Source organism: Streptomyces lasalocidi (assembly GCF_005280215.1).
GTDB classification, from domain to species: Bacteria; Actinomycetota; Actinomycetes; order Streptomycetales; family Streptomycetaceae; genus Streptomyces; species Streptomyces longwoodensis.
The window spans coordinates 5,497,734-5,511,096 of sequence record NZ_SZNQ01000001.1 but is presented as its reverse complement, the minus strand read 5'-3'; the positions used below and the strand labels follow the sequence as shown (position 1 = coordinate 5,511,096).

General features: G+C 69.9%; 12 protein-coding genes and 1 pseudogene. 7 read left to right on the top strand and 6 right to left on the bottom strand.

What is annotated here, in order from left to right; all coding sequences use genetic code 11:
• Window position 1: 1 nt before the first annotated feature.
• From E4U91_RS24960 to E4U91_RS24935, 6 genes are all read left to right on the top strand, one after another.
• A complete protein-coding gene (locus tag E4U91_RS24960) occupies window positions 2-199 on the top strand; it encodes a helix-turn-helix transcriptional regulator (protein WP_137308899.1) in 198 nt (65 codons plus the stop codon).
• Window positions 199-1,461: a tyrosine-type recombinase/integrase gene (locus tag E4U91_RS24955; protein ID WP_137308898.1), complete on the top strand. Its 1,263-nt coding sequence runs from the start codon at window positions 199-201 to the stop codon at window positions 1,459-1,461. The genes E4U91_RS24960 and E4U91_RS24955 overlap by 1 nt, the downstream gene beginning before the upstream one ends.
• A gap of 460 nt (window positions 1,462-1,921) precedes the next feature.
• Complete coding sequence (locus tag E4U91_RS24950) at window positions 1,922-2,896, top strand: SGNH/GDSL hydrolase family protein (RefSeq protein WP_241678677.1); 975 nt, start codon at window positions 1,922-1,924, stop codon at window positions 2,894-2,896.
• 73 nt (window positions 2,897-2,969) lie between these two features.
• A complete protein-coding gene (locus tag E4U91_RS24945; protein ID WP_137308896.1) occupies window positions 2,970-4,886 on the top strand; it encodes a GMC family oxidoreductase in 1,917 nt (638 codons plus the stop codon).
• A gap of 136 nt (window positions 4,887-5,022) precedes the next feature.
• Window positions 5,023-6,171, top strand: coding sequence for a ferritin-like domain-containing protein (locus E4U91_RS24940; protein WP_137308895.1), 1,149 nt, complete (start codon window positions 5,023-5,025; stop codon window positions 6,169-6,171).
• A gap of 19 nt (window positions 6,172-6,190) precedes the next feature.
• Window positions 6,191-6,742, top strand: coding sequence for a hypothetical protein (locus E4U91_RS24935; protein ID WP_137308894.1), 552 nt, complete (start codon window positions 6,191-6,193; stop codon window positions 6,740-6,742).
• 283 nt (window positions 6,743-7,025) lie between these two features.
• Here the strand turns inward: E4U91_RS24935 and E4U91_RS24925 are convergent, their stop codons facing one another.
• The 6 genes from E4U91_RS24925 to rpsB form a co-directional block, all read right to left on the bottom strand.
• Window positions 7,026-7,475, bottom strand: a complete 450-nt coding sequence (locus E4U91_RS24925; protein ID WP_137308893.1) for an SRPBCC family protein — start codon at window positions 7,473-7,475, stop codon at window positions 7,026-7,028.
• 140 nt (window positions 7,476-7,615) lie between these two features.
• Complete coding sequence (locus E4U91_RS24920) at window positions 7,616-8,878, bottom strand: phosphatidate cytidylyltransferase (RefSeq protein ID WP_137308892.1); 1,263 nt, start codon at window positions 8,876-8,878, stop codon at window positions 7,616-7,618.
• Window positions 8,878-9,435 carry a ribosome recycling factor gene (gene frr / locus E4U91_RS24915; protein WP_067239283.1) on the bottom strand — a complete coding sequence of 186 codons (558 nt, stop codon included), beginning with the start codon at window positions 9,433-9,435 and terminating at the stop codon, window positions 8,878-8,880. Before frr ends, E4U91_RS24920 begins: the two co-directional genes overlap by 1 nt.
• A gap of 128 nt (window positions 9,436-9,563) precedes the next feature.
• Complete coding sequence (gene pyrH / locus E4U91_RS24910) at window positions 9,564-10,322, bottom strand: UMP kinase (protein ID WP_067239096.1); 759 nt, start codon at window positions 10,320-10,322, stop codon at window positions 9,564-9,566.
• A 199-nt stretch (window positions 10,323-10,521) separates the two neighbouring features.
• The gene (gene tsf, locus E4U91_RS24905) at window positions 10,522-11,358 is read right to left on the bottom strand and encodes a translation elongation factor Ts (protein ID WP_137308891.1); all 837 of its coding nucleotides are present in this window, start codon (window positions 11,356-11,358) and stop codon (window positions 10,522-10,524) included.
• A 158-nt stretch (window positions 11,359-11,516) separates the two neighbouring features.
• Window positions 11,517-12,440, bottom strand: coding sequence for a 30S ribosomal protein S2 (gene rpsB, locus E4U91_RS24900; protein WP_137308890.1), 924 nt, complete (start codon window positions 12,438-12,440; stop codon window positions 11,517-11,519).
• 381 nt (window positions 12,441-12,821) lie between these two features.
• Here rpsB and E4U91_RS24895 point away from each other — a divergent pair.
• Window positions 12,822-13,361: pseudogene (locus E4U91_RS24895) on the top strand (murein hydrolase activator EnvC family protein); the annotation flags it as partial.
• Window positions 13,362-13,363 lie beyond the last annotated feature (2 nt).

The following is a 13,363-nucleotide window of genomic DNA, read 5'->3' as shown; positions in this document are numbered from 1 at the left end:
CATGGCCTCAGAGCTGCCGAACCGGTTCTTGACCCCTGAGGACCTGGTCGAGATGTTCGAGCTCCCCAGCGTCGAGACCGTCTACCAGTGGCGCCGCAAGCGCACCGGCCCCCGCGGCTTCCGCGTCGGCCGGCACCTCCGCTTCGACCCGACCGACGTGCGCGCCTGGGTCGATTCACGGATTGATGAGGCTGCCTGATGGCGGGGCACATCCAAGACCGCTGGTACAGGACAGAGACCGGTCCGGACGGCAAGCCCGTCAAGGTCAAGACAGACCGATACGGCGCTGGCATGCGTTACCGCGCTCGGTACATCGGCCCTGACGGCACCGAGAAGTCCAAGAGCTTCCCGGACCGACAGAAGCGCCTCGCCGAGCAGTGGCTCACCGACATCGCGTCGGACATGTCGCGCGGTCGGTACATCGACCCGCGTGCCGCTCGGATCACCTTCAAGAGCTACGCCGAAAAGTGGCTCAAGACTCACGGCATCGACCCTGCCAGTCAGGTCGTCGTCGAGCAGCGGTTACGCCTGCACGCGTTTCGCCTGATCGGCTCCCGGCCGCTGGACTCGTTCCGCCCAGAGCACATTCGTGCGCTGGTGAGCGCGCTGGAGAACGATCCGGCCGTGAGCGGCGGCTATGCGCGGAACATCTACGGCGACGTACGTGCCGTGCTCAGTGCGGCGGTCGACGACGGGCTGTTGCCCCGCAACCCGTGCTCCGCGAAGTCCGTTCGTCCGCCGGCCGCCGAGCAACGCCGGGTTGTGCCGTGGCTGCCTGCTCAGGTCCGTGCGGTCCGCGCGGCACTCCCCCAGCGCTACGGGCCCATGGTGGACGTGGGTGCCGGGTGCGGACTCCGTCAGGGGGAGATCGTGGGACTGGCTGAGGATGCGCTCGACTTCGACGGCGGCATCATCCGGGTCGTCCGGCAGGTGAAGCTGATCCGAGGGAAGGCCGTATTCGCTCCTCCGAAGTGCAACAAGGAGCGGGACGTACCCTTGCCGCCCACGGTGGCCGAGTCCCTGCGGGCCCACATGGACGCCTTCAAGCCCGTCGAGATCACCTTGCCGTGGCGCAAGCCGGACGGCCCGAAGGTCTCCGCCCGTCTCCTGTTCACGAACACCGCAAGCGGACTCGTCTGGCGCAGCAACTTCAACGTCCAGGAGTGGAAGCCCGCTCTTGCGGCGGCCGGACTGATCTCGGCGGCCGGAGCCGACGGCAAGTACGAGTCCGCTCGGGAGCACGGCATGCACGCGCTGAGGCACTTCTACGCCTCGGTACTGCTGGATGCCGGCGAGAGCATCAAGGCCGTGAGCGAGTACCTAGGGCACGCCGACCCCGGACTGACGCTGCGGGTGTACGCGCACCTGATGCCATCGAGCCAGGAGCGTACGAGGAAGGCCGTGGATCGGGTGCTTCTCCCGGCCCCGCGCGAGCCTGACGGCCCAGAGACGGCCCAGTAGCCTGAACAAGGCCCCCTATCCGCGCCGAACGCGCTGGTAGGGGGCTTATTGCTGCCCGGGTACTGCCAGTTCTCCGGGCTTGGGCATGATGCATCCAGTGTCGCAGATCCAATGGAGTGACCTGCGGCTGTCACCCCGGACGACTCTCGTCACGTTCCCGGCGCTGCCCGAGGTCGGCTACCCGCGCACTCACCGGCGGTGTCGGGCTTCAGGTGAAGGCCCTCGGGTGGTTTACCCGGTTCACCAACTGCCGGTCGCATCCCCTCGGTTAGCTTCGGAGCGTAGTCATGTGACTGCGTAGCGTGAGAGGGGAACAGCGATGCATGCGAAGTTCAGGGGCCGACTGGCGGCCCTCGTCTTACGGGTTCCGCCGACCCGCGGCGGGGCTGCGGTGCGGCGCTCCGGCGCCCGTCCGCGCGCGGCAGCACTGGCCGTGGGCTTGACCCTGGCGGTGTCCGCGATGGCGCCTCAGGGCTCGGCCTCCGCCGCCGATCAGTACGAGTGGGCCGCGCTGGGCGACTCGTACACCGCCGGCGTCTTCGTCGGGGAGCCGCTGCCCCCGCTCGGAGTTGCGTCGCGGGACGGCTGTGACCGCACCAGCGGCGCCTACCCGGGTGTGGTCGAGCGGGAGCTGAACGAGTTCCCGCCGGGCCGGCCCGTCCACCTGACCAACGTCAGCTGCGGCAACGCCACCATCACCGAGATCGCCGACACCCGGCAGACGCCGATCAGCCCGGTCCAGCCACCCGCCGACGGCTGGCCGGCCGTGGACACTCAGGTCGTGCGAGCCGGGCTCAACGACGGGACGGACGTCGTCACCATCGGCGTCGGCGGCAACAGCCTCCCCTTCGGCGGCATGCTCCTCAAGTGCCTCGAACTGGGCGGGAACCTCGGCAAGTCCTGCCGCGAGTACTACACCAGTCCCCCCGAGGGGGAGGAGAACATCCACGACAAACTCGCCCGGGTCCAGGACGAGTACGTGCAGATGCTGGCCAAGGTCCACGAGGCCGCACCGAACGCCCAGGTGATCACCGTCGGCTACCCGGCAGTCCTGCCGGACGAGGGCAGTGAGTGCAACCGGCTCTCCCTCACCGAGCTCGGCGCGATCAAGCACGCCGACATCGACTGGCTCCGCGACCACGTCCTCAAGTCGCTCAACAGCACCATCCAGCGCGTCACGTCGTTCTTCGGCGACCGCTACGTCGACGTCTACTCCTCCAGCGTGGGCCACGACGCCTGTCAGCCCGCCGGCACCAAGTGGGTCGAGGGCATCTGCGGCGACGCCGCGGCTTACTGGCCCGCCAGGCTCCCCGGTACGCCGCTGAACTGCGCTCCCCTCGACAAGCGCGTCACCCTGGTCCACCCCAACGCCGGGGGCCACGCCAACACCGCCGCCCACGTCGAACGAGCCATCCGCATCGCCCTCCTCCGCTGAGCCGACCGCAGGCCGGCCCCGACGGCCACAGCCACGGCACCGGTGGGTGCCCATATCCCGAGAAGGAGGAGCAATGACGCCTTACGACCACACGGACCCGGTGATCTTCCCGGCCGGTGCCGCCACGGAGACCAGCGCCGCGGAGGCTGCACAGGGCGAGTGGGACGCCGTCGTCGTCGGTGGCGGCATGGCGGGTTCCATCATCGCCGAGCAACTGGGCCGGGCGGGCCACCGGGTGCTGATCCTCGAAGCCGGCCCCGGCAAGGACCTGGACCTCGCCGAGTACGAGTCGTACCTGTCGCGGTTCTACGGCGCGACGGTCAAGGACAACCAGTCCCCGTACCCGTTCAACCCGAACGCCCGGATGCCCAGGAGCACCGACACCATGCCGGTGCGTCCGGACACCCCCCGCGACGACTTCTACCTCGTGCAGGAGGACGAGTACTGCTCGGACACCACGTTCACCCGCGTCCTCGGCGGCACCTCCATGCACTGGGAGGGAAAAGCGCTGCGCATGCTGCCCGAGGACTTCGATCTGCGCACCAAGTACGGCCAGGGCCTGAACTGGCCGCTCAGCTACGACGACCTGGAGCCGTACTACCGGCAGGCCGAGGCCGAACTGGGCGTGTCCGCCGAGGTCGAGGAGCAGAGCTATCTCGGGATGCACTTCCCCGAGGGATACGTGTTCCCGATGCACCGCATGCCGCCGTCGTACCTCGACCAGACGGTCGCCCGGGGCGTGGACGGCATGCGGGTCAGCCTGGCGGACGACGAGTACACGCTCCGGGTACGCACCTTCCCGCAGGCCCGCAACGGCGTGCCCAACCCCGCGTACGACGGCGGCAAGGGCTTCGTCCCGGTCGGCGCGGTGAGCACGAACCAGGTGGAGGAGGGTGAGCGCTGCCAGGGCAACACCAACTGCGTCCCGATCTGCCCCGTGCAGGCCAAGTACCACGCGGGAAAGACGCTGACCAAGGCGCTCCGCAGGGGCAACGTCAAGATCGTCACGCAGGCCGTCGCGTCCAAGGTCGAGATCGACGAGCACGACCGGCGGGTGACCGGGATCACCGTCAAGAACTACCACTCGCTCGAGTCCAACAGCTACGAGACGTACACGGTGAAGGGCACCGTCTACATCCTCTGCGCGCACGCCATCGAGAACGCCCGGCTCATGCTGGCCTCCGACATGCAGCGCATGAGCCGCAGCCGGCTGATCGGCTGCAACCTGATGGACCACGCGTACCTGCTGTCATGGGGGCTGCTGCCCAAGCCGGCCGGCACGATGCGGGGCACGTCCTGCACGAGCGGGATCACCGACCTGCGCGGCGGGCGGTTCCGCGGGACCCAGGCCGGGTTCGGCGTGGACATCCACAACGACGGGTGGGGATGGGCGACCGGCTCGCCCTACACGGATCTGGTCGAACTCGTCGACCAGCGGGGTCTGCACGGGCCGGAGTTGCGCAGGACACTCGGCAACCAGATCTCCCGGCAGCTGCTGCTGGCCTTCATGATCGACCTGCTGCCCGAGAGGAGCAACCGGGTCACCGTGGACGAGCGGTACAAGGACGCCCTCGGCAACCTGAAGCCGGTCGTGTCGCTCAAGATCCCGTCCTACACCATGCGGGGCGCCGCGTTCGCCCGCAAGCTCGCGACCGAGATCTTCGAGAGGCTCGGCGCCGAGGACAGGACCGTGTACCACCGGGACCGTCCGAGCGCCGTCGAGCACGACGGCCAGTGGTACAACATCGTCGGCGGCAACCACCTGGCGGGCACCCACATCATGGGGACCGACCCGGCGAACTCCGTGGTCGACCACACCCAGCACTCGTGGGACCACGACAACCTCTACCTCGTCGGCCCCGGCAGCCTGCCCTCGATCGGGACGTCCAACATCAGCCTGACCATGGCGGCGCTCGCCATCCGCAGTGCGGGCCACATCGCCACCTACCTGCGCGCCGCGAAGGCACCGGTCACCGTCCACAGCAGCTAGACGGCTCACGGATCGGCGGGTCGAACACGACACCGTCCGCCCATGGCCCGCGCCGCCGCTCATCGCCTGCGCCGCCGCCCATCGCCCACTGCCCATGGCCCACTGCCCATCGCCCATCCCGCACGATTGGGGAAACATGTCCGTTTCTTCAGGATCAGAGCCTGCTCAGGACTGCAAGATCCAGACCATCGAGCAGCTCCACGACTACCTCTCCAAGGGGCTCCAGCTGGAGCACGCGACGCTGCCGCCCTACCTGACCGCGCTCTACTCCTTACACCCGGGGAAGAACTCGGACGCCTGGCACGTCATCAGGGTCGTGGCCGTCGAGGAGATGCTGCACCTCACCCTGGTCGCGAACGTCCTCAACGCCGTGGGCGGGACGCCGGACCTCACCAAGCGGGGCTTCGTGCCGGACTATCCGGCGTACCTGCCGTGCGGTCCCGACTACTTCAAGGTGCACCTCCGCCCGTTCTCGCGCGCAGCCCTCGACACCTTCCTGAAGATCGAGAAGCCCGCGCCGGCAGCGACCGAGCAAGACAGGTTCGTCCCGATGGACTGGGCGGCCCTGGGAGTCACGTCCGACGGCGCTCCACCGCCACAGGAGAAGCTGGCGGAGCTCGAGGAGTCCGCGACGGTCCTCGGCCTCGTCCCCGGCGAACCCACCGAGCGCTTCCTGAGCATCGGCGAGTTCTACGAGGAGATCATCCGGGGCATCAACCACTTGGAGGACCAGGCCCGCAAGGCAGGGAAAACGATCTTCACCGGCGACCCCGCCCGCCAGGTGACCCCGGAGTACTTCTACTCCGGTGGCGGGGACGTGATCAAGGTGACCGGCCGCGACACCGCGATCGCGGCGCTCACCCTCGTCGCGGAGCAGGGCGAAGGGCTGTACGGCGGCATCTACGACAGCCAGGACGAACTCGCCCACTACTACAGGTTCGAGCAGCTGGAGAAAGGGCGGTACTACCAGAAGGGCGACGATCCGGGCGAGCCCTCCGGCCCGACTCTGAGCGTCGACTGGGATGCCGTCTATCCGGTGAAGCCGGACCTCAAGGTGGAGGAGCTCACGCAGGACCCGGAGGTCGAGGCGGCGGCCAGGGAGTTCAACCAGTTCTACGCCACCTTCCTGACCGGCATCAACCTGGCCTACAACGGTCAGCCCGACCTCCTGCTCAAAGCGGTCTGGGAGATGTTCCGCATGCGCGACCGCATGAACCTGCTCATCCGCAATCCGCTCACCGGGCATCCAGGGGCGCACGCCGGCCCGACATTCGAGATCCGCTAGCGTCGAAGGAGGCAGGACCATGACGCAGGAAACGAGCACGGAGACCGAGCTGCGCGCTTTCGTGAAGTTCTCCGCCACGGTGACCGGGTTCAGCGAGTTCGACCTGTGGGGAACCGGTCAGGCGGAGGACTACCACAGGACGGCCGTGCAACGGCTGGGGCCGGAGGGGCTCCAGGCGGCGATGGCGTCCGATCCCTCCGCCGATCCCGCCGACCCCGCCGGCCCCGCCGATCCCGCCGTGAAGAGCATCATCAAGCTCTGGTACGTCGGCGTCTGGTACCGCCCGGAGCAGGCGGGACGCCTGGACGTGGCGGCCTGGACGGCACCCGGGCGCAGCGGAGGCAAGCCCGCCGTCCCGGAAGGCAGCGAAGCGACGCCCGCCGTCCCGGAGGGCAGCCGGGCCGAGGGAGACCGGTCCTCGCCCCCGTTCGTCGTCTCCCCCGCCGCCTACACCGAGGGACTGTTGTGGCGGGCGATCGGTGCCCACCCGTCCGGCGCGAAGGCACCGGGCTACGGGTCGTGGGCCACTCCACCCGCATTCGAGGACCACCAGGAGAAGAAGGTGCCATGACCGGCGCTGCCCCGCGAATGGCCCGCTCCGACCTCGTCGGCGTCCTGGGGTGGTGACGTACCCACCACCCGCCCGGTGGCGGCCGGCCCGGTTCCGGGCTAGGGCCTGTCGTTTGGATCAGTCCGGCCCGGCCCACGGCGCCTTGACGCCGACCCGAGCGGGGTCCGGCGCGTGCAGCTGCAAGGCGGAGGAGAGCGGCGACGCGGAGCGTCGCCAACCGACGACAACGCCGCAGATGCGCGTGCCGGGCCCCGCGACGCCGGAATGATCCAAACGACAGGTCCTAGGCCGCCCCGTGCTCCAGCCGTTGCCGCAGCAGCTCCTCGTTCCGCCGGAACTCCTTGCGCACCTGAGGGCGGACGACCAGGGGGACGAGGACCTTGCCCAGGCCGCGGCCCTGGAAGTCGAGGGTCATTGTCAGGCGGGTGCGGCGGCCCTCGTCCAGCGGGGTGATCTCGCCGTGGAAGCGGCCCCTGACCGGGCCGTCCACGCCCCGCACCGTCCACTCGCGGAACGGCTCGTACTGGGTGCACTCCATCGTCGTCAGCACCTGCCGGCTCCCGACGTGCCGGGTGACGCGGACCCGGGAGCCGAGGCCGAACGGGCCGTCGTCGAGCTGCCGGGCGGCCACCGCGCTCGCCTGCCACTCCGGCAGGTGGCGCGGGTCGATGACGTACGCCCACACGTCCGCCGGGCGGCAGTCGAGGTCGATCTCTTCACGGAAGCCGGACATGGCGCCCCTTTCCGGGCGGTCCCCCTGTGCGGGCCTACAGCGGAATCGTCCCACCGGGGCCCCGGGTCGTCATCCCGGGGCAACGGCGACGGGCCCCCGTCCCGAGGAGGACGAGGGCCCGTCGCGCGGGGTCAGGCGGGTCAGCCGGAGCCGACGAAGAGCACCAGCAGCAGCCACACCACCGGAGCCGTCGGCAGCAGCGAGTCCAGGCGGTCCATGATGCCGCCGTGGCCCGGCAGCAGCGTGCCCATGTCCTTGATGCCCAGGTCCCGCTTGATCATCGACTCGCCGAGGTCGCCCAGCGTGGCGCTGGCCGCGACCGCGAGCCCGAGCAGCAGGCCCTGCCACCAGGTGCCGTCGTCGATCAGGAACTGCAGGCACAGCGCGCCCGCGACCATCGCGAAGGACACGGCGCCGAGCAGGCCCTCGCGGGTCTTGCCGGGGCTGATCCGCGGGGCGAGCTTGTGGGTGCCGAAGCGCCACCCGACGGCGTACGCCCCGGTGTCGCTGACGACCGTGAGCAGCAGGAACGTCAGCACCCGCCACGGTCCGTCGTCGGCGGTCAGCATCATCGCGACGAAGGTCGCCAGGAACGGCACGTAGAACGCGGCGAAGACGCCCGCCGTGACGTCCTTGAGGTAGCCCTCGGGCGGTTCCGTCATCCGCCAGACCAGCACCGCCAGCGCGGTCAGCGCCATCGCGACCCAGGCGCCCTCCGCCCCGCGCACGTAGCCGGCGACGACCATCGCCGCGCCGCCCACCGCGAGCGGCACCAGCGGCGCCTTGATCTGCTTGCGCTCCTGGAGCCTGCTGGTCAGCTCCCACAGGCCGACGACCACGGCGACCGCGACGACGCCCACGAAGACGGCCTTGACGACGAACAGCGACGCGACGATCACCACGCCGAGGCCGACGCCGACCCCTATGGCCGCGCCCAGGTCCCGGCCCGCGCTCTTCTTCGGCGGGGCGGGCGCGGGCGCCGGCTGCGGCTGCGGCTGGGCGGCGGGCATGGGCTCCGGATTCTGCGGCACGTACGACGAGTCGTGCTGCGGCGTCGCGTGCGGCTGGGCCGACGGGGCCCCGGACCGGCCGCCGTACCGCTCGTCCGGGAACCGGCCGTGGTCCCCGGACGGGAACCCGGCGCCGTTCCCGCCCGGGAACGCGCCGTGGTCCTCGTCCCGGAACAAGGGGCCGCCCGTCCGAGCGGCCCCCCGGTCGTCATCCTGGTCTCCGCCGTACGCGGGTCCGTCGGGCACGATGGGCATGGGGCGAGTCTGCTGCGCCTCGGGCGCATCGTACGCGGGACCCGCCGGGGCAGCCCCCGGGACCGGTCCACGCTCGGTGGGCCCCCAGTACCCGGCCTGCCCGGCCTGCGGCGGCGCCCCCCAGGAAGAGTCGTTCATCAGACCTCGAGCAACTCGGCTTCCTTGTGCTTGAGGAGCTCGTCCACCTGCGTGACGTACTTCGCCGTGGTGTCGTCGAGTTCCTTCTCCGCACGGCGGCCCTCGTCCTCGCCGACCTCGCCGTCCTTGATCAGCTTGTCGATGGCGTCCTTGGCCTTGCGGCGGACGGAGCGGATGGACACCTTGGCGTCCTCGCCCTTGCCCTTGGCGACCTTGATGTACTCGCGGCGGCGCTCCTCGGTGAGCTCGGGGAACACCACTCGGATGATGTTGCCGTCGTTGCTCGGGTTGACGCCCAGGTCGGAGTCGCGGATGGCCTGCTCGATGTTGCGCAGCGCGCTCTTGTCGAACGGCGTCACGACCGCCATGCGCGGCTCCGGCACGGAGAACGAAGCCAGCTGGTTGATCGGCGTCGGCGCACCGTAGTAGTCGGCCACGATCTTGTTGAACATCGCCGGGTGCGCACGGCCGGTGCGGATCGCGGCGAAGTCCTCCTTGGCGACCACGACGGCCTTCTCCATCTTCTCCTCGGCCTCGAGGAGGGTCTCTTCGATCACCACTTGCTCCTGCGTGTCTTGAGTAGGCCCGGCTGCGGTTCCTTGCGGGGGCGGCGGCCGGCTGCGTCGCGTCTTCTTCTGCACGTTTCCCGACCGGTGGGACATTGTCCATCCCCCGGCCGGGGTGATCAGCCCTGGCTGGTCTGCTCGCCCACCAGCGTGCCGATCTTCTCACCCTTGACGGCGCGGGCGATATTGCCCTCGGCCAGAAGCTCGAAGACGAGGATCGGCAGCTTGTTGTCGCGGCACAGCGTGATGGCGGTGGCGTCGGCGACCTTCAGGTCGCGGGTGATGACCTCGCCGTAGCCGAGGGCGTCGAACTTCACGGCGTCGGGGTTGGTCTTGGGGTCGGAGTCGTAGACCCCGTCGACGCCGTTCTTGCCCATGAGCAGCGCCTCGGCGTCGATCTCGAGGGCGCGCTGGGCGGCGGTGGTGTCGGTGGAGAAGTACGGCATGCCCATACCGGCGCCGAAGATGACCACGCGGCCCTTCTCCAGGTGGCGCACGGCGCGCAGCGGGATGTACGGCTCGGCGACCTGGCCCATGGTGATGGCGGTCTGCACGCGGCTGTCGATGCCCTCCTTCTCCAGGAAGTCCTGGAGGGCGAGGCAGTTCATGACCGTGCCGAGCATGCCCATGTAGTCCGAACGGGCGCGGTCCATGCCGCGCTGCTGGAGCTCGGCCCCGCGGAAGAAGTTGCCGCCGCCGATGACGACCGCGATCTCCGCGCCGTCGCGCACCACGGCCGCGATCTCCCGGGCGATCTTGTGCACCACGTCGGGGTCGACGCCGAGGCCCCCACCACCGGAGAACGCCTCTCCGGACAGCTTCAGCAGGAACCGGCCGTGTACTTTGCCGTCGTCGCTCTTCTGGGCCTTGGTGGTCATGGGAGATCCCGCCTCTTTCACGTGGTGCACATACGAGGAAGGCCATTGCCGGTCGGGTGTCGTTCGCAACCCCTGCGCGGCAATGGCCTCCTCGTCAGATCTGCTGTCGTCCGTCACGCGCCCGGGTGATGGCATCCGCCGGCGACAGGGCCGACTGATGCCGACCCTATCGGGGCCGGGCGTCCGTCGCGGTACGGACTCAGATGCCGACCTTGATGCGCGCGAAGCGCTTCAGGGTGACACCGGCCTCGTCCAGGACCTTCTGGACGGACTTCTTGTTGTCGAGCGCGTACGGCTGACCGAGCAGCGTCGCGTCCTTGAAGAAGCCGTTGACGCGACCCTCGACGATCTTGGCGATCGCGGCCTCGGGCTTGCCCTCGGCGCGGGTGGTCTCCTCGGCGATGCGACGCTCCGACTCGACGACGTCGGCCGGCACGTCCTCCTTGGCGAGGTACTTCGGAGCGAACGCGGCGATGTGCTGCGCGACGCCCTTGGCGACCTCGGCGTTCGGCTTGTCCAGCTCGACCAGGACACCGATCTGCGGGGGCAGGTCGGGCATGGTGCGGTGCATGTAGGCGGTGACGTAGCCGTCGGCGAACTGCGCGAAGCGGTCCAGGACGATCTTCTCGCCGAGGTTGGCGTTGGCCTCGTCCACGTACGCCTGGACGGTCTTGCCGGGCTCGATCTCGGAGGCGAGCAGCGCCTCGAGGTCGGCCGGGGACGTCTTGGCGATGTGCTCGGCGATGGTGTTGGCCACGGCCTGGAACTTGTCACCCTTGGCGACGAAGTCCGTCTCGCACTTCAGCTCGACGACGACGCCGGAGGAGTTGTCGTCGGCGATGATCGAAACCACGGCGCCGTTCTCGGCGGAGCGGCCCTCGCGCTTGGCGACGCCCTTCTGGCCCTTGATGCGGAGCGCCTCGACGGCCTTCTCGACGTTGCCCTCGGCCTCGTCCAGCGCCTTCTTGCAGTCCATCATGCCGGCGCCGGTGAGCTCGCGGAGCTTCTTGACGTCGGCGGCGGTGTAGTTCGCCATGAGTCTGTGAGTCTTTCTCGAAGTCTGCGGATTCGGAGATCTGCGGGGTCTACGGCCCCCATGGAGCGCGAGGGCCGTGACGCGCCGCCGACCTACGGGTGAACGGCGGGGGCGGAGTGAGTGTCACCGCCCCCGCCGTCACCTCTGACGCTGTCGAATCAGGCCTGGTCGCCCTCGGCGGCCTTCTCGCCCTCGGCCGCGGGGGCCTCGGCGGGAGCGGCCTCGGCCGGAGCAGCCTCGGCCTCGGCGGCCTCAGCGGCGGGCGCGGCCTCGGCGGCCGGAGCGGCCTCCTCGGAGTCGGCCTTCTTCTCGCCGCCCTCGAGCAGGTCACGCTCCCACTCGGCCAGCGGCTCGCCCGCGGCCTTCTCGCCCTTGCCCTCGGTGGCGACACCGCTGCGGGAGATGAGGCCCTCGGCGACGGCGTCGGCGATCACGCGGGTGAGCAGGGTGACGGAGCGGATCGCGTCGTCGTTGCCCGGGATCTTGTAGTCGACCTCGTCGGGGTCGCAGTTGGTGTCGAGGATCGCGACGACCGGGATGTTGAGCTTCCGGGCCTCACCGACCGCGATGTGCTCCTTCTTGGTGTCCACGATCCAGACGGCGCTGGGCACCTTGGACATCTCGCGGATACCGCCGAGGGTCTTCTCCAGCTTGGCCTTCTCGCGGGAGAGGACCAGCAGCTCCTTCTTGGTGAGGCCGGAGGCGGCCACGTCCTCGAAGTCGATCTGCTCGAGCTCCTTGAGGCGCTGCAGGCGCTTGTAGACGGTCGAGAAGTTGGTGAGCATGCCGCCCAGCCAGCGCTGGTTGACGTAGGGCATGCCGACGCGGGTGGCCTGCTCGGCGATGGCCTCCTGCGCCTGCTTCTTGGTGCCGACGAACATGACCGTGCCGCCGTGGGCGACGGTCTCCTTGACGAACTCGTAGGCGCGGTCGATGTACGACAGCGACTGGAGCAGGTCGATGATGTAGATGCCGTTGCGCTCCGTGAAGATGAACCGCTTCATCTTCGGGTTCCAACGACGGGTCTGGTGACCGAAGTGGACGCCGCTCTCCAGCAGCTCCCGCATCGTGACGACGGCCATGGCCGTATCTCCTCGAGTTTCTCGGTTGTGCCGCGTCGGCCGGCCGGCCGTCGCGCCTGACGCCCGCGTCGCGCCTTGCCGCAAAGGACCGAGAGGCGCTGGCACCGACCGCTGGGCGGCCCGGTGTCGGGGCGTGCGAAGTCGACCCGGTGACCCGGATCGCCAGAAGAAGTGTACGGGACCGACGGGGGCCCGGGTGACGCCGCTGTCCACAAGCGGGGGGTTCGTCCACAGCACCCGGCATGATCAGCACGTGCGGGGGACGGTGGGGGCATGCGAGCGATGCGAGGTGCGGGGGGCCGGGCGGGGCTGCGGGCCGGCCCGGGGACCGGTGTGGGGCGGGTGGTGCCGGGGGCGGTGCTGGTGGTCTGCCTGTTGCTGATGTCGGTGGTGACGTCGGTGGTGACGTCGCCGGTGCTCGCGCGGGCGGACGTCACCCCGTCGCCCGCTCCCCCACCGGTCCCGTCACCCCCGGTCCCGGTGATCGGCCGCTCCTGGCCCGTGGGCACGCGTCCCGCCGTGGTGCGCGGCTGGGACCCGCCGGCGACGCCGTACGCCCGGGGTCACCGCGGGGTGGACCTGGCGGCGCCGGCCGGCGCTCCGGTACGGGCGGTGGCGGCGGGACGGGTGGCCTTCGCGGGCCTGGTCGCCGGGAGGGGGGTGGTGTCGGTCGAGCTGGCGGGGACCGACCTGCGCACGACGTACGAGCCGGTACGGGCCTCGGTCCCGCAGGGTGCGCGCGTGGCGGCGGGCGAGGTGATCGGCACGGTGGAGCCGACGGGCTCCCACTGTGCGCGCACGTGCGTGCACTGGGGTCTGCTGAAGGGCGAGAGCTACCTGGATCCGCTGTCCCTGCTGCCGCCGTGGCTGTTGAGGCGGGGACCGTCGAGGTTGCTGCCGGTGTGGGGAGTACCGCTGCCGGA